The organism is Cronobacter sp. HA18006 (assembly GCF_011605445.1).
GTDB classification, from domain to species: Bacteria; Pseudomonadota; Gammaproteobacteria; order Enterobacterales; family Enterobacteriaceae; genus Cronobacter; species Cronobacter sakazakii.
Genome location: NZ_JAANQB010000020.1, coordinates 596,439 through 622,813, shown reverse-complemented (window position 1 = coordinate 622,813; position 26,375 = coordinate 596,439). Strand labels below are relative to the sequence as shown.

Below are 26,375 nucleotides of genomic sequence, written 5' to 3'. Positions count from 1 at the left end.
CGTTGATAGGCCGGGTGTGTAAGCGCAGCGATGCGTTGAGCTAACCGGTACTAATGAACCGTGAGGCTTAACCTTACAACGCCAAAGAAGTCTGGCGTGTTGAGAGACATTCAGCTTGTGACGGATAGACGTTCATGGCGGAAGCGGTGAACGGAACAGAATTTGCCTGGCGGCTGTAGCGCGGTGGTCCCACCTGACCCCATGCCGAACTCAGAAGTGAAACGCCGTAGCGCCGATGGTAGTGTGGGGCCTCCCCATGCGAGAGTAGGGAACTGCCAGGCATCAAATTAAGCAGTAAGCCGGAACGATAATCCGGTGGTGTGAAGAAATTCGGTGGAGCGGTAGTTCAGTCGGTTAGAATACCTGCCTGTCACGCAGGGGGTCGCGGGTTCGAGTCCCGTCCGTTCCGCCACTTATTAAGAAGCCCTGAGTATTTACTCAGGGCTTTTTTTCGTCTTAATAATTATTATTGCGAATCAAACAAAAAACTCCTGCTTTTATCACTCTTTTTCACCTCAATCATTCCTCTCATAATCTCTTTATATTCAGAAGAGAGGTAAAACATGACAGTTCCTGCATTCGGTTTAGGTACATTCCGTCTGAAAGATGACGTCGTCATCGCATCGGTAAGAGATGCTCTTGATTTGGGCTATCGCGCCATCGATACCGCACAGATTTACGATAACGAAGCGGCAGTAGGCCAGGCGATTAGAGAAAGTGGCGTGGCACGCGATGAGCTATATATCACCACCAAAATTTGGACTGAAAATCTGAGCAAAGATCGCCTGATCGTAAGTTTGAAAGAGAGCCTTCAGAAATTGCGGACAGATTATGTGGATCTCACGTTGATTCACTGGCCTTCACCAGGCAATGCTGTAAGCGTTAAAGAATCCCTGGAGGCATTGCTTGAAGCCAAAGTACAGGGCCTGACGCGTGAGATCGGTATTTCTAATTTTACGATTGCGCTGATGCAGCAAGCAATAGATGCCGTGGGCATTAATAATATAGCAACCAATCAGATTGAGCTGTCGCCTTATCTGCAAAACCGTAAGGTGGTTGAATGGGCGCAGGCACAGGGGATTCATATCACTTCTTATATGACGCTGGCCTATAGCAACGCGCTCAAGGATGAAACGATTATCCGAATCGCGCAGAAGCATAATGCTACGCCTGCGCAGGTCATCCTCAGTTGGGCGATGGCACTGGGCTATTCAGTGATCCCGTCCTCAACGAAGCGTGAGAATTTACAAAGTAATCTGGGCGCTTTGTCGCTTACGCTGGATGCTGACGACATGTCGGCTATCGCCGCTCTCGATCGTAATGATCGTCTGGTGAGTCCTGATGGCCTGGCACCCGACTGGGATTGAAACTAGCCCCTTTTGGGGCTATTTTTTTATCCATTCACTAAGAAAATCAATGAAGGTCCGGATTCGCGTACTCACAGCCCGATCGCTGTAATAAACTGCACTAAAGGGCATTTCTACCGGCAATCTGTACTCCGCCAATAACTCGACAAGCTCTCCTTGTTCGATTTCTTTATCAATCATAAAGTCAGATAAGCACGCGATCCCATTACCGGTAAGGCACAGCTGCTTGAGCGTTTCGCCGCTGTTCGAAGTCATTCCTGGCGTAATTTCCAGTAGCTGGCCATCTTCACAGGCAACCGGCCATGTGTTCAAAGATACGGGTTCGGTAAAACCCAGACAGACATGATCGTTGAGCTCGCATATATTTTTCGGCACGCCATAACGCTCAAGGTAATCGGGAGCAGCAACTATTTTCCGGTAACTGGTAAAGAGCGGTCTGGCGCGCAGGCTGGAATCCGTCAGCGTACCCGCACGTATGGCCACGTCTACTTTGCGCTCAATCAGGTTGATAAACGTCTCGGAAGAAACCAGCGACAGCGCAACTTCAGGATATCGCTCGCGAAAGGGCTTAATCATGGGCATTAGCAAATGCAGGATCACAGGCGTAGCAGCATCGATCCGTAACAGCCCGCGCGGCGTCTGACGGCTTTCCATCAGCTCGGTTTCAGCTGCCGCCATCTCCTGTAACACCTGCTGAACGCGGCGAAAATATCGTTCGCCTTCCTCTGTCAGACTCAGCTGGCGCGTTGTGCGATTAAGCAAGCTGACACCAAGTTTCATCTCAAGCTTCTTCACTGCGCGGCTGACCGCTGAATTCGCGAGGTTGAGCTGTTCTGCCGCCCGGCTAAAACTTCCGCTCTCTACCACAGCGACAAAAATAATCAGTTCATCAGAAGAAGCTTTCATTGTTGCTCCACAGGCAAAATTTGCATGGCATTTCAGAGAATTCGGTTATTTAACCACAGCGTTTTATAGCACGCCATGTACGAACTGATGCGCTGATATACCCGACGGCACTCACGCGCGGCTTTCATCCCGCCCATTGCATCTGTGAGCTAAAATCCCTATAACAGGTAAAGGTCGCTTATCTTGCGAACACATCTACAGGGGTTAGCAGCGAAACGTGCGAAAAAATACTTATGCCATGCGCTATGTCGCCGGTCAGCCAGCAGAACGCATTCTGGCGCCAGGATCGTTTGCGAGTATAGGAAAGGCATTACCCGCCGGCGCTCCCTTGCCCGGAGATGGCTCTCTCCGGGTGCTGGTTTGGAATATCTTCAAGCAACAGCGTGCTGAATGGCTTTCTGTCCTGCAAAATTTCGGCAAAGAGGCGCATCTGGTCTTATTACAGGAGGCGCAGACCACGCCTGAGCTGGTGCGCTTCGCGACAACCAACTATCTGGCTGCGGATCAGGTTCCTGCCTTTGTGTTGCCGCAACACCCGTCAGGCGTGATGACGCTCTCTGCCGCACATCCGGTCTATTGCTGCCCGCTTCGCGAGCGTGAGCCTATCCTGCGTCTCTCTAAATCGGCGCTGGTCACGGTCTATCCGCTGCCCGATGGCCGCTTACTCATGGTAGTAAATATTCACGCCGTTAATTTCAGCCTGGGTGTGGATGTCTACAGTAAACAACTCGGTCCTATCGGCGATCAGATAGGCCATCACAGCGGCCCGGTCATTATGGCAGGTGATTTCAACGCCTGGAGCCGCCCGAGGATGAATGCGCTTTACCGCTTCGCGCGTGAAATGTCGCTGCGCGAAGTCCGTTTTACCGATGACCAACGCCGCCGCGCGTTTGGTCGCCCGCTCGATTTCGTGTTTTATCGCGGTCTTGCCGTACAGGAAGCTTCCGTCCTGGTGACGCGCGCCTCCGATCACAACCCGCTACTCGTCGAATTCAGTCCCGGCAAACCTGAGCAGAAGTAAGGTGTGTCAGGTCTGCCGTTGGGCAGACCCTGCGCCTGCCCTTTCTTTTACTCAACGCAAGGACATGACAATGACAACACACTCTCATCACGACAACGTCGAAAAGCAGTTTGGCTCCCAGGCGAAGGCCTATTTGACCAGCCATGTGCACGCCACAGGGCGCGATCTCGTTCATCTGCGCGCGCGGCTGGCGGCATTCCCGCAGGCGCGCCTGCTCGATCTGGGTTGTGGGGCAGGGCATGCCAGCTTTACGGCCGCGGAACAGGTACGCGAAGTGGTAGCGTACGACTTGTCCTCTTCCATGCTCACGGTCGTGGAAGAGGCGGCGCGTGAACGCGGGCTTACGCATCTGTCGACCTGTCAGGGTTATGCCGAGTCGTTGCCTTTTGAGGCGGAGAGTTTTGATATCGTCATCAGCCGCTATTCGGCGCACCACTGGCACGATGTCGGTCTGGCGTTGCGTGAGGTAAAGCGTGTTCTGAAGCCCGGCGGCATGATGATCATGATGGATATTCTCTCGCCCGGCCATCCGGTGCTGGATATCTGGCTGCAAACGATCGAAGCACTGCGTGATACCTCGCATGTTCGTAACTATGCCAGTGGCGAGTGGTTGCAGATGTTCAATCAGGCAGGGCTTATCACGCGTGATGTGCGTACCGACAAACTGGCGCTGGAGTTTGGCAGTTGGATCGCACGAATGCGTACGCCAGACGCGCTGTCACAGGCTATCCGTATTTACCAGCAAAGTGCGTCAGCAGAAGTGCAACGCTATTTCGCGCTGCAGGAGGACGGATCTTTTACCAGTGATACGATTATCATTGAGGCAGGCAAGGCGGCATAACGCCAGATAAAGAAAAAGGCACCGGGGGAATCGGTGCCTTTCTTGTTTATACGGCTGTCGTCAGGAATCTGGCGTCGAACTGTTCTTCACAAACAGGGTGATTTGATCGCCCGGTTGCAGATTGTCCGTATCGCTGTTCCAGCGCAACACATCCTTAATGTTAACGCCGTGACGCTTAGCAATGCTTGCGAGCGAATCGCCCTTGCGCACTTTATAGGTGATACTGTCGTTATTGCTTGCCAGTTCACCCGCGCCGCTAACCGTGCCGACAGAGAGCGTCTGGCCTGGTTTCAGTTTCGCGCCGCGCAGATTATTCCAACGCTGCAAATCTTTGGTGCTGACGTTCATCCGTGCGGCAATCGCGGAAAGCGTATCGCCAGAACGGACTTTATACGTCCGCGCAGACAGTGAATTGTCCGCAACCATAGTCGGCTGAACCGCAGCGATTTCACCGGCGGCCAGAGATGTACGCAGCTGCTGCGCATGTTTCTGTGGAACCATCACGTACTGCGGCCCGCTTACGCCAAGGGTCGAGCCCTTAACGCCTGCATTGAAGGTTTTCAGTTTATTCACTGAAATCCCGGCCATTTCCGCCAGTTGTTCCATTTCCACCGGATTATTCACCTTCACGCGTGCCAGCGCGCGGCTCTCATCCGTTGTCGGTAAACGCACCCCATACCGCTTGCTGTTTTTGAGTATGTCACTCAGCGCCAGCATTTTCGGCACGTAAATTTTGGTTTCCTGTGGCAGTGAGAGCGACCAAAAATCCGTGGGTTTGCCACGTGCTTTATTCGCTTTCATTGCCTTCAATACACGACCTTCACCGCTGTTGTAAGCCGCGACAGTGAGTAGCCAGTCGCCGTCAAACATCCGGTTCAGACGTTGCATCATGTTGAGTGCGGCAGTGGTTGAGGCCACCACGTCACGACGCGCGTCATAATTTCGGGTCTGTTTTAAACCATAATTCCGCCCCGTGCTCGGGACAATCTGCCAGATGCCTGCGGCATTCGCGCCAGATGTCGCGTGGGGGTTAAAAGCGCTCTCCACTATGGGTAGTAGTACCAGTTCCATTGGCATATTACGTTTTTTAATCTGCCCGGCTATCCAGTACATATACGGCTCTGCCCGTAAAGTTACATCGTGGAGATAGCTCTTATTACTCAAGTACTTCAGTTTTTGTTCGCGGATCCGGTCATTTTCCGGAATCCCCATCTTTAGCTCGTCGCCAATGAAAGTCCACAGGTCCTGATCTTGCGCGAGGAAAGTTCCATCATCCATCCAACGCGCAGAAGCCGCTCGACCAGCGAACTTTCCTGCTTCCCCTTGACCAGCCGCAGAAAGGCTCTGTGCATGCTGTTGAACGCCGCCGTCATGTTGAGACGCCTGGCACCCCACAAGCAGGACAGAGGCGAGTAAGATCGCTTTTGCCTTCATGTGTGTGTCAATAGTTGCTTAAAAGACGAGCAATGATAACGGCGAACTTTCCCGAATACAAGCAAGAATTTCTAGAAGTTATCTTTCTTTGACCTTAACCATGCAAATCTCTCTTCAGGAGTGGACAACCGAAGATCTGGATTAATTTTATCAATTAAATCATCGTCTTCTAATCGCAGGTAAAGATTTATTTGGCGCTCATTTTTAAGAATTGAGGGTAGTGTTTTTTGATTTTTTGCACGTAACTCATTAACTTCTCGATAATATTGGGTTAAAGCGGGATCGTCCGGCAAAATAGCCACTAAAAACTTAAGATTGCTTAATGTGTACTCATGCGCACAGCAAATAAGGGTATCTTCAGGCAGCGCGTTTATTTTCTGAAAGGAGTGATACATCTGCGCGGGCGTGCCTTCAAACAGGCGACCACAGCCAGCAGAGAACATTGTGTCGCCGCAGAAAAGATAAGGGAAACTGAAATATGAGAAATGTCCTAAAGTGTGACCTGGCGTAGAGAATGCAAGGAATTCGCAGCCAAGGATGTTGAACTTCTCCCCATCGTTGACTACAACCTGCGCGCCTTTGCTGCGGGTCTCTTCCGGCCCGTACACAGTAATATCCGGGAACCGCGCCAATAAGGCTTTTACGCCGCCCGTATGATCGTGATGATGATGTGTAAGCAGGATTGCCACCGGCTGCCACTGGTTTTCCTCAAGGGCGCGAAAAACGGGTTCCGCCTCGCCAGGGTCGACAAGCAGGCATTTTCCTTCATCATCATTCAACACCCAGATGTAGTTATCCTCGAAAGCAGGAATACTGTTAAGATTCATAAATCACCTCTTATGCGTTACGGAAGGTAGTGATGAAACCGGCACGGACACCCGCGACACTCAGCGCTCCGGCCCACTGGGATGCGTTTTCCTGGGGCGACCATTATCGCGCGACGCTTGAGCGGGAACTCCAGCCCTGGCTTGGGAAAATGTATGGCTTTCATTTACTTAAGATAGGCAATCTCAGCGCGGAGATAAACACCGAAGCCTGCGCGATTTCACATCAGGTCAATGTCGCCTTACAGGGCGACGCATTACAGGTTAAGTGCGATCCGCTGCATCTGCCGTTTGCCGCGAAATCCGTGGATGCCTGTCTGCTGGCGCATACGCTGCCCTGGTGCCCCGATCCGCACCGTCTGCTTAATGAGGCGGACCGCGTGCTGATTGACGACGGCTGGCTGATTATGACGGGGTTTAACCCCGTCAGCCTGCTCGGGGCGGCCAAACTTCTGCCGTTTGTGCGCAAACGTGCGCCCGTAAATAGCCGCATGTTTACCATGATGCGTCAGATGGACTGGCTATCGCTGCTCAATTTCGAACTGCTCCATTACAGCCGCTGCCAGGTATTGCCGTGGTGTCGGCAGGGCGGAAAGATGCTGACCAGGCATCTGCCGGCACTCGGATGTTTGCAGGTGATGGTAGCGCGTAAGCGCACCATCCCGCTGACCATTAACCCGTTAATGAAGCCGCGCGCCCGCACGCATCTGCGCCCGGCGGTCGGCGCCACGCGCCAGTACCGTAAACCTTAGCTGGCTGTCGCTTCAGGCTGATAGCCGGTATCTTCCAGCGTCGGGGCCATTGCGGCTGCGCGGGCCAGTTCGTCGCAGCGTTCGTTTTCCGGGTGACCGGCATGGCCCTTCACCCACTCCCATTTGATTTCGTGCTGGCTCAGCGCCGCATCCAGCCGCTGCCATAAATCGACATTTTTTACCGGTTTCTTCTCGGCGGTTTTCCAGCCGCGTTTTTTCCAGTTATGGATCCACTGCGTGATGCCCTGGCGGACATACTGGCTGTCGGTACTGAGCGTCACAATGCAGTGCTCGCGCAGCGCTTCAAGGGACACAATCGCCGCCATCAGTTCCATACGGTTATTGGTGGTCAGGCGATAGCCAGCGCTGAAGGTCCGCTCATGCTGTTTATAGCGCAGGATAGCGCCATAGCCGCCAGGTCCCGGGTTGCCGAGACAAGATCCATCGGTGAAAATTTCTACCTGTTTACGCATCTCTGGTAGACTTCCTGTGAGTAAAAAGCCAAGTCTGACATAAACGAGCGCTATGAGCACAGCTATTACACGACAGATCGTTCTGGATACCGAAACCACCGGTATGAACCAGATAGGCGCCCATTATGAAGGGCACCGCATTATTGAGATCGGTGCGGTTGAGGTGATCAACCGCCGCCTGACCGGCAATAACTTCCACGTCTACCTCAAGCCCGACCGGCTGGTGGACCCGGAAGCTTTTATGGTTCACGGGATTTCCGATGAGTTCCTGATGAATAAGCCCGTTTTCGGCGATGTAGTGGATGATTTTCTCGATTACATCCGCGGCGCTGAGCTGGTTATTCATAACGCTTCGTTCGATATCGGCTTTATGGATTACGAATTCGGCATGCTCAACCGCGGCATTCCGAAAACCGAAACGTTCTGCAAAATTACCGACAGCCTGGCGCTGGCCCGTAAGATGTTCCCGGGCAAGCGCAACAGCCTCGATGCGTTATGCTCGCGTTATGAAATAGACAACACCAAACGTACGCTGCACGGGGCGTTGCTCGATGCCCAGATTCTTGCAGATGTCTATCTGGCGATGACCGGCGGGCAGACGTCTATTGCGTTCGCGATGGAAGGTGACGGACAACAGCAACAGGGCGATACCGGCATTCAGCGCGTAGTGCGCCAGGCGTCGCGCCTGAAAGTGGTCCGGGCGTGCGATGAAGAGCTGGCGGCGCATGAATCACGTCTCGATCTGGTACAGAAGAAGGGCGGCAGCTGCCTCTGGCGCGCCTGATTGTACTGAAAACGCTGACAAAATCGCCATGCGGGCGATTTTTAAAGCAAACGATTCAAAATGTGAGAAAAAGCGTTGACGGCACAGGGGGCAGCCCGTAATATTCGCCCCGTTCCCAAGGGAACACAACGCGGAGCGGTAGTTCAGTCGGTTAGAATACCTGCCTGTCACGCAGGGGGTCGCGGGTTCGAGTCCCGTCCGTTCCGCCACTATTCAGAAAGCCCGAATCAGCAATGGTTCGGGCTTTCGTCATTTCAGCGTCAGGAAAAAAGGCGGGCCGCAAACGACCCATGGCGTTTTACTCAAGCGTAAAACGGTCGGCATCCTGCCAGGCGGGGAATTTCTCGCGGTACTCTCTGAGCGACTCCAGCGACAATTCGGCTTCCACACGCACTGCCTGGTGTGGCTCGCTGGCGGCGATGATGTCGCCCTGCGGGTTGATGATACGGCTGTCGCCGCGGTAGTGGTGACCGTTACCATCGCTGCCGACGCGGTTACAGCCCGCGACATACGCCTGATTTTCGATAGCGCGTGCGGTCAGCAGCGCCTGCCAGTGCAGGGCGCGTGGAGCAGGCCAGTTCGCCACATACAGCGCCAGGTCGTAATCGTCGCGGTTGCGCGACCACACCGGGAAGCGCAGGTCATAACAGACCAGCGGCAGGATGCGCCAGCCGCGCCACGCCACCACCAGGCGTGCGTCACCTGCCACATAATGCTGATGCTCATCGGCCATGCGAAACAGGTGCCGTTTATCGTAGCGATGCACCGCGCCCTGCGGCTCCACTAATAAAAAACGGTTCACCGGCCCGCGCTCGCTCTGCAACGCCGCGCTGCCGGCCACCATCGCGTCAGTCTGACGGGCTTTTTCCTGCATCCAGGCGACGACGGTCTCTTCGGACAGCGACGACTGCGCGGCTTCCATCGCAAAGCCCGTGGTAAACATCTCCGGCAGCACAATCAGATCCCGTCCCTGCACCGCTTCCAGCAGCACATCGAAGTGGCGCAGGTTAGCGGGCCCGTCCATCCAGCTCAGCGGCTGCTGCATCAGCGAAATTTTTAAACCAGACACGTTCAGACTCCCCGTCATTGGCAACTCAGGTCACTTTATCATGCACGCGACAGGATGCGAGGCAATAAAAAACCCCGCCGGAGCGGGGTTTTTAACAGGCCAGAATCAGGCTGCTTCGACTTTACGTACCGTCACCGGCAGCTTTACCGGCAGTGTCGCCAGCGCGTCCGGCTCAAAATCGTCTACGTTAATGCTGCGCAGACGGCTCTCTTCGGCGCGGATAAGAATGGCGGCCTCATCTTCATTGATACGGCCTTCTTTCAGCGCGCGTTTCGCCAGCTCATCAAGACGGGTGAACGGCAGGTTTTTGCCCATCTCTTTGCAAATGCGCTGGTGGATAGGATCGGCGGCCATCACTTCCAGCAACGCCTGCTCCAGCAGCCCGACCGGGTTATGCTCGCTCGGCGTCAGGTACTGACCGCGGCCGATGCGTGAACGGGTCGCCGACGGCGTTTGCAGGATCTTCGCAAGTTTGTGGTCGAGCTTATCGGAAGGCGCGTCGTAACGGCGGCCCGCCGGGAAAATCGCCAGGCTCAACAGGCCAGCCACCGCGCCATTCGGGAAGTTACGCAGCAGATCGCTGATTGCCTGCTCGGCCTGATGCAGCGCATCCTGCACGCCCCAGTGTACCAGCGGGAGATCCGCTTCCTGGCGGCCTTCGTCGTCATAGCGCTTGAGCACCGCCGAGGCCAGATAGAGTTGGCTCAGCACATCGCCCAGGCGCGCTGAGATACGCTCGCGACGCTTCAGGCTGCCGCCCAGTACCGCCATCGACATGTCGGAGAGCAGGGCCAGGCTGGCGCTCAGGCGGTTAATATGCTGATAGTAACGGCGCGTGGCGTCGCGGGTCGGGCTGCGGCTGGTCAGGCCGTTTGTCAGGCCAAGCCAGAAGCTGCGCACCAGGTTGCTGCCCACGTGACCGATATGGCGGAACAGCAGTTTATCGAAGGCGTTCACGTCGTTATTCTGCGCCGCCGCCATCTCTTCCAGTACATACGGATGGCAGCGGATTGCGCCCTGGCCGAAGATCATCATGGTGCGGGTCAGGATATTCGCGCCTTCGACGGTAATCGCGATAGGCGCGCCCTGATAAGCGCGGGCCAGGAAGTTGCCCTCGCCAAGCATAATGCCTTTACCGCCTGCGATATCCATCGCGTCAATAATGGACTGCTGACCGCGGTGGGTGCAGTGATATTTCACAATCGCCGACAGGACCGCCGGTTTTTCGCCAAGCATGATGCCGTAAGTAATCAGCGATGCCGCGGCGTCCATCACGTAGGCATTACCGGCGATACGCGCCAGCGGCTCTTCAATCCCTTCCATCTTACCGATAGAGACTTTGAACTGACGGCGAATATGGGCGTAGGCACCGGTGGCGAGCGCAATCGACTTCAGGCTACCGGTCGAGTTAGACGGCAGCGTAATGCCGCGGCCCACCGACAGGCATTCCACCAGCATACGCCAGCCCTGACCGGCCATTTTCGGCCCACCGATGATGTAATCGATAGGGACAAAGATATCTTTGCCGCGCGTCGGGCCGTTCTGGAACGGTACGTTGAGCGGGAAATGGCGACGGCCGATTTCCACACCCGGCGTGTTCGTCGGGATCAGCGCACAGGTAATGCCGAGTTCCTGCTCGCCGCCCAGCAGGCGATCCGGGTCAGAGAGTTTAAACGCGAGGCCCAGTACGGTGGCGATAGGCGCGAGCGTAATGTAGCGCTTGTTCCAGGTGAGGCGCATGCCGAGTACCTGCTCGCCCTGCCACTCGCCCATGCAGACCACGCCGGTATCCGGGATGGCACCGGCGTCAGAGCCCGCTTCCGGGCTGGTCAGCGCAAAGCAGGGGATTTCCTGACCACGCGCCAGGCGCGGCAGGTAGTGGTTCTTCTGCGCGTCGGTGCCGTAGTGTTGCAGCAGTTCGCCGGGGCCGAGGGAGTTCGGCACGCCAACGGTGATGGCGAGAATGCCGGAGACGCCAGCGAGTTTTTGCAGCACGCGGGACTGCGCGTAAGCCGAGAACTCCAGACCGCCGTACTCTTTTTTGATGATCATCGCGAAGAAGCGATGCTCTTTCAGAAACGCCCACAGCTCCGGCGGCAGATCCGCCATTTCGTGGGTTATCTGGAAGTCGTTCGCCATACGGCACGCTTCTTCCACCGGGCCGTCGAGAAACGCCTGCTCTTCGGCGGTCAGCTTCGGCTGCGGGTAGTTATGAAGCTTCTGCCAGTCCGGGTTGCCGCGGAACAGATCGCCTTCCCACCAGGTCGTCCCGGCGTCGATCGCTTCTTTCTCCGTGCGCGACATCGGCGGCATCACTTTACGAAAGCCGCGGAACACCGGGGCGGAGATCAGCGATTTACGCACCGGCGTAACGTTGAGAGGCACCAGAATGATCGCCAGCGGCACCAGCAGCCACAGCGACCAGAGGCCAGCGGCGCCGAGCGCGGCGGTCCAGGCGAGCAGGATCAGACTGCTGAGCGGCAGGCTGACGCGATGGTAAAACAGCGCACCGATAAGAACGAGGGTGGCAACGATACTCAAGATCATCATAAAGAAAAGCTCCCTTGCTTGTAGGAGGTCTGACCACTTGTGATGATATGGTTGTAGAGGATGTTGCTTTTTTTAGCAATGCGTTCACAAAATAATTACAACCTGGCTCACATTGTTGCCGCACGTAAACGCAAAACCTGTATGCCCGGCGCGGTGTAGCGCTTCTCGCTCCCGGCGCTATCCGGTACACTGCATCCGGTTACTTTTTAATGCTGAAGGATATCCCTCATGTACCAGGATCTGATTCGTAACGAGCTGAACGAAGCGGCCGAAACGCTGGCTAACTTTCTGAAAGATGAAGCCAATATTCATGCTATCCAGCGCGCGGCGGTGTTGCTGGCGGACAGCTTCAAAGCGGGCGGTAAAGTGCTCTCCTGCGGTAACGGCGGCTCGCACTGCGACGCGATGCACTTCGCCGAAGAGCTGACCGGGCGCTACCGTGAAAACCGTCCGGGCTACCCGGCGATCGCGATTTCCGACGTCAGCCACATCTCCTGCGTCGGCAACGACTTCGGTTACGACCACATCTTCTCCCGCTATGTCGAAGCGGTTGGGCGCGAGGGCGATGTTCTGCTCGGCATTTCTACCTCCGGCAACTCCGGCAACGTGATCAAAGCGATCGACGCTGCGCGTGCCAAAGGCATGAAAGTCATCACGCTGACCGGTAAAGATGGCGGCAAAATGGCGGGAACGGCGGATGTGGAAATTCGCGTACCGCATTTCGGCTATGCTGATCGTATTCAGGAAATCCACATCAAAGTGATTCACATCCTGATCCAGCTTATCGAAAAAGAGATGGTCAAAGCCTGATAAGGCGCTGTCGCCGGGCGTGCGGCGCACGTCCGGCATGCCCCAGTGACGCCTTCCGCAAGGAGGGCGGCGTGTGATGAGGTGATTTATGTGCGAACTGCTCGGGATGAGCGCCAACGTGCCGACGGATATCTGCTTTAGCTTTACCGGCCTCGTGCAGCGGGGCGGGGGAACCGGGCCGCATAAAGATGGCTGGGGCATCACCTTCTATGAAGGCAAAGGCTGTCGCACGTTTAAAGATCCACAACCGAGCTACAACTCGCCCATCGCGAAACTGGTGCAGGACTACCCCATTAAATCGTGTTCCGTGGTGGCGCATATCCGCCAGGCGAACCGCGGCGAAGTCGCGCTCGAAAACACCCATCCGTTTACCCGTGAGCTGTGGGGCCGCAACTGGACTTATGCCCATAATGGCCAGCTGACCGGCTACCGCTCGCTCGATACCGGCCCGTTTCGCCCGATTGGCGAAACCGACAGCGAAAAAGCGTTCTGCTGGCTGCTGCACAAACTCACCACGCGCTACCCGCGCACGCCAGGCAACATGACGGCGGTCTTTCGCTATATCGCGGAACTGGCGGGTGAACTGCGGGAGAAGGGCGTTTTCAATATGCTGTTGTCAGACGGGCGCTATGTGATGGCGTTCTGCTCTACCAACCTTTTCTGGATAACGCGTCGCGCGCCGTTTGGCGTCGCCAAACTGCTCGATCAGGATGTGGAAATTGATTTTCAGGAAGAGACCACACCCAATGATGTGGTCACGGTGATTGCCACTCAGCCGCTGACGGGCAATGAAACCTGGCACAAAATCATGCCAGGCGAGTGGGCGTTATTTTGTCTCGGGGAGCGTGTAGTTTGACGCAAGCTGCGGGTGCACCACGCTGCTGCTGAGCGGCTTGCTGACCACGTAACTGCCGTTCACCACAGAGACCACCGGCGGCTGCCGGGTCGCCATAAAGTAGTCGTAGCCTGGCTTAAGCTGTTTCCAGAAGCCGATGTAGTACGAATACTTGTGGCGCTCCATATTGGCGTCGGTCATGCGGAACGGATAGATGCTGACCTGCACGTTCGGCTGACCAAACACCAGCGCGCCGGTGACGAACTGGAAAATCTCATCGATATTTTTATCGGTCATCGCGTAGCAGCCCACGGATACGCACGCGCCGTGGATCATCAGATATTTCCCTTCATACCCGTTAGCGCGGTCAAACGCGTTCGGAAAACCGATATTGATCGCTTTATAAAAACGGCTATCGGGTTTGAGCTGGCTGCGCTGCACGCTATAGAAGCCTTCCGGGCTTTTGAAATCGCCCTGACGGCGTTTCGGCCCAAGACCGCCGGAATAGTTGCAGATGCGGTAGCTATCCAGTAACTGATACTGCTCGCCCATCTTGACGTACAGCTCAAGCGTGCGCTCTTCCTTAAAGATCTGGATATAAACCGGGGAACCCATTAATTGCTGTTTTAATTCTTTTTTTATCGGGGTAACGCTGTCGCTACTGACTGTACTGGCCCATGAAAAGCACGACACCAGGAGCATTGCGATTAACAATGCGATTTTACGCATACTGCTTGTTTCCTTGATAAAGCTAAGACCGATGCCGAAAGGCGAAGGGACCCAAAATAAGACTATTCTGGTTCAGGAGCGCTCACATTAGCATCGCTGTTATTTTTCGCAAGCGCTGCCTGCTGCGTTTACAATTAAGTTTTGCTTAACTTCATCGCGCCCCAAAGAATTTACGCAATTATGACGGAATAAGGAAGGTTGCCGCCGCCCCCATTTTTTGCCAGACTGTATGGACATACAGTGCGGGGCGTGGCGATGCGCAAAATCATTCATGTCGATATGGACTGCTTTTTCGCGGCGGTAGAGATGCGCGATAATCCAGCCCTGCGCGATATTCCGCTCGCCATTGGTGGCAGCCGCGAACGGCGCGGCGTTATCAGCACCGCCAACTATCCGGCACGTAAATATGGCGTGCGCAGCGCCATGCCCACCGCGATGGCGCTCAAGCTTTGCCCGCATCTCACGCTGTTGCCGGGGCGTTTTGACGCCTATAAAGAAGCGTCTGCCCATATCCGGGAAATATTCTCGCGCTATACCTCGCTGATTGAGCCGCTTTCGCTTGACGAAGCTTATCTGGATGTCACCCACAGCCCGCACTGTTACGGCTCGGCGACGCTGATGGCCAAAGAGATCCGCCAGACGATTTTCGACGAACTCCAGCTCACCGCGTCGGCGGGTATCGCGCCGATCAAATTCCTCGCCAAAATAGCCTCCGATCTCAACAAGCCCAACGGGCAGTATGTGATAACGCCTGAAGAGGTGCCGGCGTTTTTGCGCACGCTGCCGCTTGGCAAGATCCCGGGCGTTGGCAAGGTGACGGCGGCGAAGCTTGAGAGCCTCGGCCTGCGTACCTGCGAGGATGTGCAAAAAAGCGATCTCGCCGCGCTGCTCAAACGCTTTGGCAAGTTCGGACGCGTGTTGTGGGAGCGCAGCCAGGGGATAGACGACCGTGAAATCAGCAGCGACAGGCAGCGTAAATCGGTCGGCGTCGAGCGCACGCTGGCAGAGGATATCCACGAATGGGCGGAGTGTGAGGCGATAGTGGAGCGGCTCTACCCGGAGCTTGAGCGCCGCCTCGCCGCCGTTCAGCCGGATCTGCGCATCGCCCGCCAGGGCGTGAAGCTCAAATTTAACGATTTTCAGCTCACCACGCAGGAGCATGTCTGGCCGAAGCTCAATAAAGAGGATTTGCTCGCCACGGCGCGTAAAACCTGGGAAGAGCGCCGCAGCGGGCGCGGCGTGCGGCTGGTGGGGCTGCACGTGACGTTGCTCGACCCGCAAATCGAGCGGCAACTGGTGCTGGGGTTGTAGGGGCTTTTCCTAGGGCCCGGTGGGTGCGCTCCGCTTACCCACCCTACATGGCTGACGTTGTAGCTTTTTGTCGTCGGGACTGGTCGATGCGCTCCGCTTACCCACCCTACATGATGATAGCCGTCGGGAAGCGTAGGGCGGGTAAGCGTAGCGCACCCGCCTTTTAAACCCACCCCGCCACAAACGCCAAAACAAAAAAGGCGGCCCCAGGGCCGCCTTTCTTTTACATCAAACGCTTACTTCGCCGGGATCGCTTTCAGCAGCTCGGTCAGCAGCGTCCAGTAGTGGCCCACGCTTTCAATATGCACCTGCTCATCCGGCGAATGCGGCCCGGTAATGGTTGGCCCGATGGAGACCATATCCATCTGCGGGTACGGTTTCTTGAACAGCCCGCACTCCAGACCCGCGTGGATCACCTGGATATTCGGCGTCTTGTTAAACAGACGCTGATAGGTTTCACGCACCAGCGCCATCACCGGCGAGCTGGCGTCCGGCTGCCAGCCAGGGTAGCTGCCTTTGGCCACGGTTTTCGCGCCTGCCAGCGCGCCGAGCGACTCCAGCATGCTCACCACGTAATCTTTACCGCTGTCGATAAGCGAGCGGATCAGGCAGATGATTTCCGCCTGCTCGTCGGTCATGGTCACCACGCCCACGTTCAGGGAGGTTTCTACCACGCCTTTCGCCACGTCAGAATTGCGAATCACCCCGTTCGGCGTTGCGTTCAGCAGCGCGATAAACGCATCGCGGCTCTGGGCGGTCAGCGCGGCTTTATCGGTCGAGGCCGCTTCCAGCACGACGGTGATGTTCTTCTCTTTAACGGACAGCTCATTTTTCAGGATATCGAGATAGGTATTCGCCAGCGTTTTCAGCTCGCCTGCGTTAGCGGCAGGCACCGCGACGGTTGCAAACGCTTCACGCGGGATGGCGTTACGCAGCGTACCGCCGTTGAAATCCACCAGACGCAGATCCAGCGCCTGCGCATGACCGCACAGGAAACGCGCCAGCAGTTTGTTGGCGTTGCCGAGGCCCAGATGAATATCGCCGCCGGAGTGACCGCCTTTCAGCCCTTTGAGCGTCAGTTTGAACGTCTCAAAACCGGCCGGGATAGCTTCGCGGGAGAGCGGCAGCGTGGAGATAAAATCGATACCGCCGGCGCAACCCATATAGATTTCGCCTTCTTCTTCGGAATCGGTATTAATGAGGATATCGGCCTGCAGCCAGCCTGCCTGCAAACCAAACGCGCCGTCCATGCCGGCTTCTTCGGTCATGGTCAGCAGCACTTCCAGCGGGCCGTGTACGACGCTGTCATCCGCCAGTACCGCCAGCGCGGACGCCATACCGATGCCGTTATCCGCGCCAAGCGTAGTGCCGCGCGCTTTCACCCATTCGCCATCGATATACGGCTGGATGGGATCTTTTGTGAAATCATGAACGGTGTCGTTATTCTTCTGCGGCACCATATCGAGGTGCGCCTGCAGCACGACCGGTTTACGGTTTTCCATGCCGGCGGTCGCCGGTTTGCGAATTAAAATGTTGCCCACCTGGTCGCGCTCGGCAAACAGGCCTTTTTCCTTCGCCCAGCCCATGATGTGTTCGGCGAGTTGTTCTTCATGGTAGGACGGATGCGGAATGGAGCAGATTTTCGCGAAAATATCCCACAGCGGTTGAGGGGAGAGTTGAGACAGTTCAGACACGTTAAGTCTCCTTGACTGGGCCCGGTGCAGCGCGGCGTGCGGGCCTCTGGGTTATCGTTGTGATGTGCCGCAAGACGGGCCTGGGCAATAGCCCGAGAATACCACTTTCTTTTATGCTGTGCAGACCAAAGCGAGCAAAAACCACGGCCCATGCCGCGTGGCACTGGTTTTTAGCGGCTCAGATCTCTATAATCTCGCGCAACCTATTTTCCCCCTGAACACTTTTTAAGCCGTTTTTTAAACTGGCCGGGACACTTCACATGAGCGAAAAATACGTTGTCACCTGGGATATGTTACAGATCCACGCGCGCAAGCTGGCGAGCCGTCTGCTGCCTGCCGAGCAGTGGAAAGGCATTATCGCCGTCAGCCGCGGCGGTCTGGTGCCGGGCGCGCTACTGGCGCGCGAACTGGGTATCCGTCACGTCGATACCGTCTGTATCTCCAGCTACGACCATGACAACCAGCGCGAACTGAAAGTTATCAAGCGCGCAGAAGGCGATGGTGAAGGCTTTATCGTGGTGGACGACCTGGTGGATACCGGCGGCACCGCAGTGGCTATCCGTGAGATGTACCCGAAAGCCCGCTTCGTGACGATTTTCGCTAAACCGGCAGGCCAGCCGCTGGTGGATGACTACGTGATCGACATCCCGCAGGACACCTGGATCGAGCAGCCGTGGGATATGGGCGTCGTTTTTGTGCCGCCGCTGTCCGGCCGTTAATCCCGTCCTTACGCATCTTTACGCCCGGCACTGCCGGGCGTTTTTGTTTTTATCCGCCGCCTGCGAGTACAATCATGTTTTGTGCTGTTTTTACGGAGGCAGAAAGCATGTCGCAGGCCAATCTGAGCGAAACCCTGTTTAAGCCGCGGTTTAAATACCCGGAAACCTCGACGCTGGTACGTCGTATTCAGCACGCGCCGCCTCCGGTGATCCAGTCCACGCTGGACGGTAAAACGGTGCCGCAGTGGTATCGCATGATTAACCGCCTGATGTGGGTCTGGCGCGGCGTCGATCCGCGGGAAATCCTTGAAGTGCAGTCGCGCATCGTGCTGAGCGACGCCGAACGCACCGATCCCGCGCATTACGACACCGTCATCGGCTATCGCGGCGGCAACTGGATTTATGAGTGGTCGAAGCAGGCGATGGCGTGGCAGCAGCGCGCCGGGCAGGAGACCGACGAAGCGGCCATCGGCAAGGCCTGGCTGATGGCTTCCACGCTCTACAGTATTGCCGCCTATCCGCACCTGAAAGGCGATACGCTCGCCGAACAGGCGCAGGTGCTGGCGAACCGCGCATATGAAGAGGCCGCCACGCGGCTTTCCGGCGAACTGCGCGAGCTCTCGTTTCCTGTCCCCGGCGGCGCGACCATCACCGGCTTTCTGCACCTTCCCAAAGGCGGGCAGGGGCCATTCCCGACCGTTTTGATTTGCGGCGGCCTGGACGCGCTGCAAAGCGACTACTTTACGCTTTTCGAGCGCTACTTCGCGCCGCTTGGCATCGCGATGCTCACCATTGATATGCCCTCGGTCGGCGCGTCGTCCAAATGGACGCTGACGCAGGATTCCAGCCTGCTGCATCAGCATGTGCTTCAGGCGCTGCCAAACCTGCCGTGGGTCGATCACACCCGCGTGGCGGCGTTTGGGTTTCGCTTCGGGGCGAACGTGGCGGTGCGCCTCGCGTATCTTGAAGCGCCGCGCCTTAAAGCCGTGGCCTGTCTTGGCCCGATGGTGCATCAGCTCCTCAGCGATCCGGCGCGCCAGGATCAGGTGCCGGAGATGTATATGGATGTGCTGGCGAGCCGTCTTGGCATGTATGACGCCTCGGACAACGCGCTGCGTGTCGAGCTCAACCGCTATTCACTGAAAACCCAGGGGCTGCTCGGCCGCCGCTGTCCGACGCCCATGCTTGCAGGCTACTGGAAAAACGACATTTTCAGCCCGGAGGAGGAGTCGCGTTTAATCGCCTCGTCATCTGTGGACGGTAAGCTGCTGGAGATCCCCACTTCGCCGGTGTACAGCAACTTTGATAAGGCGCTGCATCAGATTTCCGGGTGGGTAAACCATAAATTGCGTTAATCATTGGCTAATTTCCATTGGTTTGGTAAAACAATGGCTTCACAAAAGGAGATCGCAATGACGTTACCGAGTGGACACCCGAAAAGCAGGATGATTAAGAAATTCACTGCCCTTGGCCCGTATATTCGGGAAGAGCAGTGCGAAGGCAACCGCTTCTTCTTTGATTGCCTGGCTGTTTGCGTCAACGTCAAACCCGCGCCGGAGAAGCGTGAATTCTGGGGCTGGTGGATGGAGCTGGAAGCGCATGAAGACCGCTTTACCTATACCTGGCAGTTCGGCCTGTTTGATAAAGAGGGCGACTGGACGGCGGTGCCTATCAAAGACGACGAGGTCAAAGAAAAGCTTTCGCAAACGCTGCGCGGTTTTCACGAAAGACTGCGCGCGCTGCTCGCCTCGATGGATTTAAAACTGGAGCCGGTAACAGAAGATCTTAAGCTTTCTGCCTGAGCCGCATTTCAGTTAATACTCAAATAACGCATAAAAAATAACCCCGCCGACGCGGGGTTATTTTTTTATCGTAGCCACACGATGTGATAAACGCCCACGGCGTGGGCGTGGGGAATATTAATCAGAACTGGTAAACGAGGCCCAGCGCAACAACGTCATCGTTGTTGATCTTAAGCTTGTTGTCGTCGTCCAGCTGGTTAATTTTATAATCCACGAAAGCGGACATGTTTTTGTTGAAGTAATACGTGGCCGCCACGTCGTAATATTTCACCAGATCAACGTCGCCAATGCCGTTTTCAACATCTTTGGCTTTTGACTGCACGTAACCGATGGACGGACGCAGGCCGAAGTCGAACTGATACTGCGCAACCACTTCGAAGCCCTGGTTTTTATTGGCAAAACCGCCGGTGATCGGGGTCATGTTGCGGGTTTCCGCATAGGTCGCCGCCAGGTAAATATTGTTGGCGTCATACTTCAGGCCGGTCGCCCAGGCTTCCGCGTTATCGCCTTTACCGAGCGTGGAATTACGCTGCGCCAGTGTACGGTTTGATTTAGTGTAAGCGCCGCCGATGCTCACGCCGCTGTCGCCCAGCGCGTAGTTAACAGAGGCACCGTAGCCGTCGCCGTTGGCTTTGCTGGCGGCACGGCTGTCGTTCTCGTTCTTGCCCTGGTATTGCAGACCGAATTTCAGACCATCCACCAGACCGAAGAAATCGGTGTTGCGGTAGGTGGCCACGCCAGTGGTACGGCCGGTCATGAAGTTATCGGTTTTGGTGTAAGCGTCGTCACCGAATTCCGGGATCATATCGGTGTAAGAACCCACGTCATACAGGATGCCGTAGTTACGACCGTAATCGATGGAGCCCAGATCGGCGAATTTCAGGCCCGCAAAAGCCAGACGGGTTTTGGTGGCGCTGTTCGTGCTGTCGCCTTCCACACGGTTAGCGGCAACCTGATATTCCCACTGGCCGAAACCGGTCAGTTGATCGTTAATTTGGGTCGCGCCTTTGAAGCCCAGACGGATATAAGACTGATCCCCGTCTACAGCGTCGTTATCGCTCATATAATGTTCGGCTTTAACACGGCCATAAAGATCCAGCTTGTTGCCGTTCTTGTTATAAATTTCTGCGGCCTGAGCAGCAGAAGACGCAACAATACCCATCACCACTAATGCCAGAGTGCTCTTTTTCATCATTAATCCCAATCATTATTTACGCGCTAAAATTCGCGGGTCAAAGACCTGTGAAAAAACAAGATGGGTTTTAACGGTCGGATATGAAAAAAATATGACAAAGTAAGATAAATTTTAAAAAGGTATATTTTTCGTAAACGGTAATAAAACTATCAAAATCCGCCGCTATGCTTGCCGGTTCGCCTGCGCGCCGTGCGGTTTTTCCGGCCGGGAGTTGGCAAGGGCGCGCTCTCCTGTTACAACGTCATTTTGGGTTTAATTTTTTCAATTTCGTTGATACGGCAAAACATCATGAGTAACAGCCAGACCCTGGTGGTGAAACTGGGGACCAGCGTCCTGACCGGCGGCTCCCGCCGCCTGAATCGCGCCCATATTGTCGAACTGGTGCGCCAGTGCGCGCAGCAACACGCCGCCGGGCATCGTATTGTCATCGTCACGTCCGGGGCGATTGCCGCCGGGCGCGAGCACCTGGGCTACCCGGAACTGCCGGCGACCATCGCCTCCAAGCAGTTGCTGGCGGCCGTCGGGCAGAGCCGTCTGATCCAGCTCTGGGAGCAGCTTTTTTCGATTTACGGCATCCATGTGGGGCAGATGCTGCTGACCCGCGCGGATATGGAAGATCGCGAGCGCTTCCTGAACGCGCGCGACACGCTCACCGCGCTGCTCGATAACCGCATCGTGCCGGTGATTAACGAAAACGACGCGGTCGCCACGGCGGAAATCAAAGTCGGCGATAACGATAATCTCTCGGCGCTGGCGGCGATTCTGGCGGGTGCCGATAAACTGCTGCTGCTGACCGACCAGCAGGGCCTTTTCACCGCCGACCCGCGCAACAACCCGCAGGCCGAGCTGATTCAGGATGTCTACGGCATTGACGACACGCTGCGCGCGATTGCGGGCGACAGCGTCTCCGGGCTTGGCACCGGCGGTATGGGCACCAAGCTTCAGGCCGCGGATGTCGCGGGCCGCGCGGGCATCGAAACCGTGATCGCGGCGGGCAGCAAGCCGGGCGTGATTAACGATGTTATCGAAGGGCTGCCGGTCGGCACGCGCTTCCACCCGCAGCAGACGCCGCTCGAGAACCGCAAGCGCTGGATCTTCGGCGCGCCGCCCGCTGGCGAAATTACCGTCGACGAGGGCGCGCAGTCGGCCATTCTGGGGCGCGGCAGCTCGCTGCTGCCGAAAGGCATTAAAAGCGTGACTGGCAACTTTTCGCGCGGCGAAGTGATTCGCATCCGTAATCTGGAAGGGCGCGACATCGCCCACGGCGTTTCCCGCTATAACAGCGACGCGCTTCGCCGCATCGCCGGACACCACTCGCAGCAGATTGACGCCATTCTCGGCTATGAATATGGCCCAGTAGCGGTTCACCGCGACGACATGATCACCCAATAAGGAGCCTGCCATGCTGGAGCAGATGGGCCAGGCGGCCAAAGCCGCCTCATATCAAATGGCGCTGCTCTCCTCGCGCGAGAAAAACCGCGTGCTGGAGAAAATCGCCGACTATTTAGAAGCGAACGCCGAAGAGATTTTACTCGCCAACGAGCAGGATCTGCTGGAGGCGCGCCGCAGCGGGCTGAGCGAGGCGCTGTTAGATCGCCTGGCGCTCAACCCGCAGCGTTTACACGCCATTGCGAACGACGTGCGCCAGGTGTGTCAGCTGGCCGATCCGGTAGGGCAGGTGATTGACGGCGGTCTGCTGGAGAGCGGCCTGCGCATCGAGCGTCGCCGCGTGCCGCTCGGCGTGGTCGGCGTGATTTATGAAGCGCGCCCGAACGTGACGGTGGATGTCGCCTCGCTGTGCCTGAAAACCGGCAACGCGGCGATTCTCAGAGGCGGCAAAGAGACCTGGCGCACCAATGCGGCGACCGTCAAAGTTATCCAGAAAGCGCTGGAAGAGTGCGGCCTGCCCGCCGCGGCCGTTCAGGCCATCGAAAGCCCGGACCGCGCGCTGGTCAGTGAAATGCTGCGTATGGACAAATACATCGACATGCTGATCCCGCGCGGCGGGGCAGGGCTGCACAAGCTCTGCCGCGAGCAGTCGACCATTCCGGTTATCACCGGCGGCATCGGCGTGTGCCATATTTTCGTTGATGAAACGGCGGAATTCGCGCCTGCGCTAAACATCATCACCAATGCCAAAACCCAGCGCCCGAGCACCTGTAACACGGTGGAGACGCTGCTGGTGCATGAGGCCATTGCAGAACGTTTCCTGCCGGAACTGAGCCGTGTGATGCACGAACGCGGCGTGACGCTGCATGCTGATGCGCGCGCGCTGGCGCTGCTTTCCGGCGGCCCGGCGACCGCTGTGGCGGTGACTCCGGAAGCGTTCGACGACGAATGGCTGTCGCTCGATCTTAACGTGAAGCTGGTGGTGAGCATCGACGAGGCCATCGCGCATATTCGCGAGCACGGCACCCAGCATTCGGACGCTATTCTCACCCGCACGCTGCGCCACGCCGACCGTTTCGTGAATGAAGTGGATTCGTCCGCGGTGTACGTGAACGCCTCGACGCGCTTTACCGACGGCGGGCAGTTTGGTCTTGGCGCCGAAGTGGCCGTCAGCACGCAGAAGCTTCACGCCCGCGGCCCGATGGGCCTCGAAGCGCTGACCACCTACAAGTGGATTGGCTACGGCGACGATACGATTCGTGCTTAACGGAGGGCCGGGTGATGCAAAAATCGCCGCTTGATTCGCAAGGGCATTGACGCATCACCCACTTTTTCATAACCTCTTACCCCGTGCTCACGCACACCCTTCCTCAGGGCCGATATAGCTCAGTTGGTAGAGCAGCGCATTCGTAATGCGAAGGTCGTAGGTTCGACTCCTATTATCGGCACCAATGAATACAACAACTTATCTTCTGTTCATATAAATCACGTTCTCCTCTTGTGCCATATTTGTGACATTGCGATTCAAAATCGTGTCAATTTTGCTCGCGTGTTCGCTAAGGTGTCCGGCCGAAAGGTGGGCGTATCGCTGTACCATTTCCAGAGTTTCCCATCCGCCCATTTCTTTTAGCGCCAGCAGTGAAACGCCAGACTGAACTAACCAGCTAGCCCAGGTGTGTCTAAGGTCATGGAAGCGGAAGTTACTTATGCCTGCCCGCTTAAGTGCTCCTCTCCATGCCTTGTTGCTGTCCGTTCGCATTTTCCTTACTGCGGCTGTTTTCGTACCGTCATTCCGGTAAGCCGGTGTCGTGTGCACGAAAACCCACCTCTTATGCTTTCCTTTCTGCTTCTCCAGTATCTGGCATGCGGTCTCGTTCAACGGTACACCGATTGCGTTACCCGCCTTGGTCTCATCTGGATGCATCCATGCCATCTTTTTCTCCAGATCGACCTGAGACCATTCGAGGTTTGTAACATTCGACCGGCGAAGGCCGGTGGTGACAGCAAAAACGACAACAGGGAAGAAGTGGGGAGCTATCTCTGCAAAAAGACGCTTTGACTCTTCCTCTGTTAGCCAGCGAATCCGTCCGTTCTTCACTCGTGGCGTTGATATTTTTGGGGCTCTATCCAGCCAGCTCCATTCGACAGCCATATTGAGAATGGCTCTGAGTATTGCCAGGTGCCTGGTGCGCGTTCCTTTAGATGCCAGCTTTTTGGTATATTCAGGAACAGGCTTGCCAAGCCTTATGCATCTGTCACGGGTCATTTCCCAGTTAAGCCGGTGGCGGCGGTTTTCCATCCCGTCTACCGCCTCCATTATTTTTGCTGCTGTGATGTCAGATAAGAGTCTCCCGCCGAAGTGCATCATCCAGAAGCCGATAATGCTCTTGTCATCGTCCAGACTTTTCTTTTCCTCCTTTTCTCTTAGCCACCTTATGCAGGCCTCATCGAAAGTCTTCCTTGGCGACTCACCCATCTTTTCGACGCGCCATGCCTCAGCCTTCAGACTATCGTGAAGCTCCTGCGCCTGCCTTTTGTCCGTTGTTTCAAGAGATCGCCTAATTCGGCTGCCGTTTGGCGCGACGAAGTCACAGTGCCATGTGTCGCCGCGTAGTTTGATTGACATGCTTTATTCCTCTGCATCTCAACCGCATTCACGTTGCTATTGTGTCGTGTAGACTTTAGCGCCGCAATGCAGTCTGACTTACAAATCCGGTATGGGCTCTTTGGTTTCTCCGGGTTTATCTTTGCCGCCTGCAGCCGGCCGCTTCGGATCCACTGAGTAACCGTTCCCTTATCCAGCTTGAGGAATGCCGCAGCTTCCTCTCGGGTGAAGATTTCTTCTTCCACTGCTTTCCTCCAGTCGTAAAAAAGCCGCCATCAGGCGGCCTTGAGTAGTTCTTGCATGAGCGCATAAGTTTCTGGCGCGCGTCCGTCTGGTCGCTTTAACTCCTCCTTTAGCAGCCCTGTCAGCCGATCCCATTCGCGCAGAATTGGAGAAAAACCCTTAACCTTCTTCGCTATTGCGGAAAAGCTATCTTTAATCTCAGGGATATCCTCAACCAGAAGCATGCATCTGTGCAGGTCTGCCGGGTCGGATGGAGCATCGAAACGACCATGATAAAAGTTCTTTTCCAGGCCAAGTGCAATTGATGCCATCGTCGCACTGCTTATTCCAACGCGACCCTTTGCCTGCCACTCCAGAACCTTCATTGCCAAATCAGACATAAATTTCTCCAATAAAAAACCCGCCGTAGCGGGTCATGGTGTTAACTCAAAATTGTCATCCCACGGCGGGAATGTCTGCATCCTTCCATGCGACATGATGTACTCCGTCGCCACAGCCATTGACGTAGGCCGCTCAAACTCAAGCATGAACACATCATCGTAGGCTTTCCCTAGCCACCACCCGCCACCGTACTCCTTCGCTCGCTGTATGAGCACCCATCTACCGGGCGTAATGCGGTGATGTATCTCGCCGCGATAGATAATCAGATAGTCCGAGTCTTTGCTCATGACGCACCCCAAAATAACTGTATTTATATACAGTAAATTGAGGTTGGCGGGCTGTCAATTCCCTTGCACATCACACCCAATTGTTAGCTATCGCCTCTTTAGTAAAATCCCTGTCATGCGAGACCATTTGCCATGCTTTGTTGAAAATGGCGCGGCCTTCTATTTCACATCCTTGCGTTTTACAAACCACGTCAAAGTAATCTCTGCTCGCAGAATAAATGGGCGTTTCCGCGCCAGTATCCTTGATTGATGCAGGGGTTGAGTTGCAGAAAGGGCACGGATTGAATGTCATATCGCTCATATTAACCTCATTGCTGTTTAAAATATGAGCGTAACACATTGGCCTAGAATATG

26 protein-coding genes, 3 tRNA genes and 2 rRNA genes are annotated in these 26,375 nt (G+C 55.9%); 18 read left to right on the top strand and 13 right to left on the bottom strand.

Annotation, left to right across the window (positions count from 1 at the left end):
• From G9X48_RS12150 to dkgB, 4 genes are all read left to right on the top strand, one after another.
• Positions 1 to 75: ribosomal RNA gene (locus G9X48_RS12150) — 23S ribosomal RNA — on the top strand; the annotation flags it as partial.
• Between the two features lie 90 nt (positions 76 to 165).
• Positions 166 to 281: ribosomal RNA gene (gene rrf, locus G9X48_RS12145) — 5S ribosomal RNA — on the top strand.
• Positions 282 to 335: 54 nt separating this feature from the next.
• Positions 336 to 412, top strand: a tRNA-Asp gene (locus G9X48_RS12140).
• 151 nt (positions 413 to 563) lie between these two features.
• Positions 564 to 1,367 carry a 2,5-didehydrogluconate reductase DkgB gene (dkgB, locus tag G9X48_RS12135; RefSeq protein ID WP_080321378.1) on the top strand — a complete coding sequence of 268 codons (804 nt, stop codon included), beginning with the start codon at positions 564 to 566 and terminating at the stop codon, positions 1,365 to 1,367.
• Between the two features lie 18 nt (positions 1,368 to 1,385).
• Here dkgB and yafC read toward each other — a convergent pair whose 3' ends face one another.
• Positions 1,386 to 2,273: a DNA-binding transcriptional regulator YafC gene (gene yafC, locus G9X48_RS12130; RefSeq protein ID WP_032988153.1), complete on the bottom strand. Its 888-nt coding sequence runs from the start codon at positions 2,271 to 2,273 to the stop codon at positions 1,386 to 1,388.
• Between the two features lie 217 nt (positions 2,274 to 2,490).
• On the opposite strand from yafC, the gene G9X48_RS12125 reads away from it, so the two are divergent.
• Both G9X48_RS12125 and G9X48_RS12120 read left to right on the top strand, forming a co-directional pair.
• Positions 2,491 to 3,294 carry an endonuclease/exonuclease/phosphatase family protein gene (locus G9X48_RS12125; RefSeq protein WP_004387420.1) on the top strand — a complete coding sequence of 268 codons (804 nt, stop codon included), beginning with the start codon at positions 2,491 to 2,493 and terminating at the stop codon, positions 3,292 to 3,294.
• A 70-nt stretch (positions 3,295 to 3,364) separates the two neighbouring features.
• Positions 3,365 to 4,135 carry a class I SAM-dependent methyltransferase gene (locus G9X48_RS12120; protein WP_097640962.1) on the top strand — a complete coding sequence of 257 codons (771 nt, stop codon included), beginning with the start codon at positions 3,365 to 3,367 and terminating at the stop codon, positions 4,133 to 4,135.
• Between the two features lie 60 nt (positions 4,136 to 4,195).
• On the opposite strand, the gene mltD is transcribed toward G9X48_RS12120, so the two are convergent.
• Together mltD and gloB are read right to left on the bottom strand one after the other, a co-directional pair.
• Complete coding sequence (mltD, locus tag G9X48_RS12115; protein WP_004387418.1) at positions 4,196 to 5,569, bottom strand: murein transglycosylase D; 1,374 nt, start codon at positions 5,567 to 5,569, stop codon at positions 4,196 to 4,198.
• A gap of 71 nt (positions 5,570 to 5,640) precedes the next feature.
• Positions 5,641 to 6,396 carry a hydroxyacylglutathione hydrolase gene (gene gloB / locus G9X48_RS12110; protein WP_097564220.1) on the bottom strand — a complete coding sequence of 252 codons (756 nt, stop codon included), beginning with the start codon at positions 6,394 to 6,396 and terminating at the stop codon, positions 5,641 to 5,643.
• Between the two features lie 32 nt (positions 6,397 to 6,428).
• Between gloB and G9X48_RS12105 the strand changes: the two genes are divergently transcribed.
• Complete coding sequence (locus G9X48_RS12105) at positions 6,429 to 7,145, top strand: class I SAM-dependent methyltransferase (protein ID WP_004387416.1); 717 nt, start codon at positions 6,429 to 6,431, stop codon at positions 7,143 to 7,145.
• On the opposite strand, the gene rnhA is transcribed toward G9X48_RS12105, so the two are convergent.
• The gene (gene rnhA, locus G9X48_RS12100) at positions 7,142 to 7,717 is read right to left on the bottom strand and encodes a ribonuclease HI (RefSeq protein WP_161571848.1); all 576 of its coding nucleotides are present in this window, start codon (positions 7,715 to 7,717) and stop codon (positions 7,142 to 7,144) included. The two genes, G9X48_RS12105 and rnhA, sit on opposite strands and share 4 nt — an antisense overlap.
• Here rnhA and dnaQ point away from each other — a divergent pair.
• Both dnaQ and G9X48_RS12090 read left to right on the top strand, forming a co-directional pair.
• Positions 7,671 to 8,402, top strand: coding sequence for a DNA polymerase III subunit epsilon (gene dnaQ, locus G9X48_RS12095; RefSeq protein ID WP_007864609.1), 732 nt, complete (start codon positions 7,671 to 7,673; stop codon positions 8,400 to 8,402). The two genes, rnhA and dnaQ, sit on opposite strands and share 47 nt — an antisense overlap.
• Before the next feature lie 132 nt (positions 8,403 to 8,534).
• Positions 8,535 to 8,611: transfer RNA gene (locus G9X48_RS12090), tRNA-Asp, on the top strand.
• An 89-nt stretch (positions 8,612 to 8,700) separates the two neighbouring features.
• On the opposite strand, the gene G9X48_RS12085 is transcribed toward G9X48_RS12090, so the two are convergent.
• Both G9X48_RS12085 and fadE read right to left on the bottom strand, forming a co-directional pair.
• Positions 8,701 to 9,471 carry an amidohydrolase gene (locus G9X48_RS12085; RefSeq protein ID WP_097640964.1) on the bottom strand — a complete coding sequence of 257 codons (771 nt, stop codon included), beginning with the start codon at positions 9,469 to 9,471 and terminating at the stop codon, positions 8,701 to 8,703.
• A 105-nt stretch (positions 9,472 to 9,576) separates the two neighbouring features.
• A complete protein-coding gene (fadE, locus tag G9X48_RS12080) occupies positions 9,577 to 12,021 on the bottom strand; it encodes an acyl-CoA dehydrogenase FadE (protein WP_097640963.1) in 2,445 nt (814 codons plus the stop codon).
• A gap of 228 nt (positions 12,022 to 12,249) precedes the next feature.
• Here fadE and lpcA point away from each other — a divergent pair, with 228 nt between their 5' ends.
• Together lpcA and G9X48_RS12070 are read left to right on the top strand one after the other, a co-directional pair.
• A complete protein-coding gene (gene lpcA / locus G9X48_RS12075; RefSeq protein ID WP_007698112.1) occupies positions 12,250 to 12,831 on the top strand; it encodes a D-sedoheptulose 7-phosphate isomerase in 582 nt (193 codons plus the stop codon).
• 88 nt (positions 12,832 to 12,919) lie between these two features.
• Positions 12,920 to 13,687, top strand: a complete 768-nt coding sequence (locus G9X48_RS12070) for a class II glutamine amidotransferase (protein ID WP_004385353.1) — start codon at positions 12,920 to 12,922, stop codon at positions 13,685 to 13,687.
• Here G9X48_RS12070 and dpaA read toward each other — a convergent pair.
• Positions 13,658 to 14,395 (bottom strand): peptidoglycan meso-diaminopimelic acid protein amidase, encoded by a 738-nt coding sequence (gene dpaA / locus G9X48_RS12065; protein ID WP_004385352.1) that lies wholly within the window; start codon positions 14,393 to 14,395, stop codon positions 13,658 to 13,660. The genes G9X48_RS12070 and dpaA overlap by 30 nt on opposite strands.
• Positions 14,396 to 14,650: 255 nt before the next feature.
• Between dpaA and dinB the strand changes: the two genes are divergently transcribed.
• Positions 14,651 to 15,706 (top strand): DNA polymerase IV, encoded by a 1,056-nt coding sequence (gene dinB / locus G9X48_RS12060; RefSeq protein WP_029039612.1) that lies wholly within the window; start codon positions 14,651 to 14,653, stop codon positions 15,704 to 15,706.
• Between the two features lie 236 nt (positions 15,707 to 15,942).
• Here dinB and pepD read toward each other — a convergent pair whose 3' ends face one another.
• A complete protein-coding gene (pepD, locus tag G9X48_RS12055; protein ID WP_014729533.1) occupies positions 15,943 to 17,400 on the bottom strand; it encodes a cytosol nonspecific dipeptidase in 1,458 nt (485 codons plus the stop codon).
• 260 nt (positions 17,401 to 17,660) lie between these two features.
• Between pepD and gpt the strand changes: the two genes are divergently transcribed.
• From gpt to crl, 3 genes are all read left to right on the top strand, one after another.
• Complete coding sequence (gene gpt, locus G9X48_RS12050; RefSeq protein ID WP_004385350.1) at positions 17,661 to 18,119, top strand: xanthine phosphoribosyltransferase; 459 nt, start codon at positions 17,661 to 17,663, stop codon at positions 18,117 to 18,119.
• A 107-nt stretch (positions 18,120 to 18,226) separates the two neighbouring features.
• Positions 18,227 to 19,474 carry an esterase FrsA gene (frsA, locus tag G9X48_RS12045; RefSeq protein WP_097564224.1) on the top strand — a complete coding sequence of 416 codons (1,248 nt, stop codon included), beginning with the start codon at positions 18,227 to 18,229 and terminating at the stop codon, positions 19,472 to 19,474.
• Positions 19,475 to 19,531: 57 nt separating this feature from the next.
• Positions 19,532 to 19,921 carry a sigma factor-binding protein Crl gene (gene crl / locus G9X48_RS12040; RefSeq protein WP_004385348.1) on the top strand — a complete coding sequence of 130 codons (390 nt, stop codon included), beginning with the start codon at positions 19,532 to 19,534 and terminating at the stop codon, positions 19,919 to 19,921.
• 121 nt (positions 19,922 to 20,042) lie between these two features.
• On the opposite strand, the gene ompC is transcribed toward crl, so the two are convergent.
• Entirely contained in the window at positions 20,043 to 21,113 is a 1,071-nt protein-coding gene (ompC, locus tag G9X48_RS12035; RefSeq protein WP_004385347.1) for a porin OmpC, read from the bottom strand.
• Between the two features lie 291 nt (positions 21,114 to 21,404).
• Between ompC and proB the strand changes: the two genes are divergently transcribed.
• The 3 genes from proB to G9X48_RS12020 all read left to right on the top strand — a co-directional run bounded on the left by proB (position 21,405) and on the right by G9X48_RS12020 (position 23,956).
• Positions 21,405 to 22,508 (top strand): glutamate 5-kinase, encoded by a 1,104-nt coding sequence (proB, locus tag G9X48_RS12030; RefSeq protein WP_097564225.1) that lies wholly within the window; start codon positions 21,405 to 21,407, stop codon positions 22,506 to 22,508.
• 10 nt (positions 22,509 to 22,518) lie between these two features.
• The gene (proA, locus tag G9X48_RS12025) at positions 22,519 to 23,772 is read left to right on the top strand and encodes a glutamate-5-semialdehyde dehydrogenase (RefSeq protein WP_097648176.1); all 1,254 of its coding nucleotides are present in this window, start codon (positions 22,519 to 22,521) and stop codon (positions 23,770 to 23,772) included.
• 108 nt (positions 23,773 to 23,880) lie between these two features.
• Positions 23,881 to 23,956: transfer RNA gene (locus G9X48_RS12020), tRNA-Thr, on the top strand.
• Positions 23,957 to 23,970: 14 nt separating this feature from the next.
• Here G9X48_RS12020 and G9X48_RS12015 read toward each other — a convergent pair.
• The 4 genes from G9X48_RS12015 to G9X48_RS12000 form a co-directional block, all read right to left on the bottom strand.
• On the bottom strand, positions 23,971 to 25,125 hold the full coding sequence (locus G9X48_RS12015) for a site-specific integrase (RefSeq protein ID WP_239986841.1): 1,155 nt from the start codon (positions 25,123 to 25,125) through the stop codon (positions 23,971 to 23,973).
• Positions 25,008 to 25,355 (bottom strand): helix-turn-helix domain-containing protein, encoded by a 348-nt coding sequence (locus tag G9X48_RS21650; protein ID WP_071602689.1) that lies wholly within the window; start codon positions 25,353 to 25,355, stop codon positions 25,008 to 25,010. Before G9X48_RS21650 ends, G9X48_RS12015 begins: the two co-directional genes overlap by 118 nt.
• Positions 25,356 to 25,385: 30 nt before the next feature.
• On the bottom strand, positions 25,386 to 25,733 hold the full coding sequence (locus G9X48_RS12005; protein WP_166499952.1) for a hypothetical protein: 348 nt from the start codon (positions 25,731 to 25,733) through the stop codon (positions 25,386 to 25,388).
• 358 nt (positions 25,734 to 26,091) lie between these two features.
• The gene (locus tag G9X48_RS12000) at positions 26,092 to 26,322 is read right to left on the bottom strand and encodes a hypothetical protein (protein WP_161576606.1); all 231 of its coding nucleotides are present in this window, start codon (positions 26,320 to 26,322) and stop codon (positions 26,092 to 26,094) included.
• Positions 26,323 to 26,375 lie beyond the last annotated feature (53 nt).

What these genes read in the sequence shown, in the direction of transcription:
- dpaA (WP_004385352.1), bottom strand. Translation starts at nt 14,395, where the DNA reads ATGCGTAAAATCGCATTGTTAATCGCAATGCTCCTGGTGTCGTGCTTT.
- dkgB (WP_080321378.1), top strand. Translation starts at nt 564, where the DNA reads ATGACAGTTCCTGCATTCGGTTTAGGTACATTCCGTCTGAAAGATGAC.
- yafC (WP_032988153.1), bottom strand. Translation starts at nt 2,273, where the DNA reads ATGAAAGCTTCTTCTGATGAACTGATTATTTTTGTCGCTGTGGTAGAG.
- G9X48_RS12120 (WP_097640962.1), top strand. Translation starts at nt 3,365, where the DNA reads ATGACAACACACTCTCATCACGACAACGTCGAAAAGCAGTTTGGCTCC.
- gloB (WP_097564220.1), bottom strand. Translation starts at nt 6,396, where the DNA reads ATGAATCTTAACAGTATTCCTGCTTTCGAGGATAACTACATCTGGGTG.
- proB (WP_097564225.1), top strand. Translation starts at nt 21,405, where the DNA reads ATGAGTAACAGCCAGACCCTGGTGGTGAAACTGGGGACCAGCGTCCTG.
- G9X48_RS12000 (WP_161576606.1), bottom strand. Translation starts at nt 26,322, where the DNA reads ATGAGCGATATGACATTCAATCCGTGCCCTTTCTGCAACTCAACCCCT.
- fadE (WP_097640963.1), bottom strand. Translation starts at nt 12,021, where the DNA reads ATGATGATCTTGAGTATCGTTGCCACCCTCGTTCTTATCGGTGCGCTG.
- mltD (WP_004387418.1), bottom strand. Translation starts at nt 5,569, where the DNA reads ATGAAGGCAAAAGCGATCTTACTCGCCTCTGTCCTGCTTGTGGGGTGC.
- lpcA (WP_007698112.1), top strand. Translation starts at nt 12,250, where the DNA reads ATGTACCAGGATCTGATTCGTAACGAGCTGAACGAAGCGGCCGAAACG.
- G9X48_RS12070 (WP_004385353.1), top strand. Translation starts at nt 12,920, where the DNA reads ATGTGCGAACTGCTCGGGATGAGCGCCAACGTGCCGACGGATATCTGC.
- crl (WP_004385348.1), top strand. Translation starts at nt 19,532, where the DNA reads ATGACGTTACCGAGTGGACACCCGAAAAGCAGGATGATTAAGAAATTC.
- dnaQ (WP_007864609.1), top strand. Translation starts at nt 7,671, where the DNA reads ATGAGCACAGCTATTACACGACAGATCGTTCTGGATACCGAAACCACC.
- G9X48_RS12105 (WP_004387416.1), top strand. Translation starts at nt 6,429, where the DNA reads ATGAAACCGGCACGGACACCCGCGACACTCAGCGCTCCGGCCCACTGG.
- gpt (WP_004385350.1), top strand. Translation starts at nt 17,661, where the DNA reads ATGAGCGAAAAATACGTTGTCACCTGGGATATGTTACAGATCCACGCG.
- G9X48_RS12005 (WP_166499952.1), bottom strand. Translation starts at nt 25,733, where the DNA reads ATGTCTGATTTGGCAATGAAGGTTCTGGAGTGGCAGGCAAAGGGTCGC.
- dinB (WP_029039612.1), top strand. Translation starts at nt 14,651, where the DNA reads ATGCGCAAAATCATTCATGTCGATATGGACTGCTTTTTCGCGGCGGTA.
- frsA (WP_097564224.1), top strand. Translation starts at nt 18,227, where the DNA reads ATGTCGCAGGCCAATCTGAGCGAAACCCTGTTTAAGCCGCGGTTTAAA.
- proA (WP_097648176.1), top strand. Translation starts at nt 22,519, where the DNA reads ATGCTGGAGCAGATGGGCCAGGCGGCCAAAGCCGCCTCATATCAAATG.
- ompC (WP_004385347.1), bottom strand. Translation starts at nt 21,113, where the DNA reads ATGAAAAAGAGCACTCTGGCATTAGTGGTGATGGGTATTGTTGCGTCT.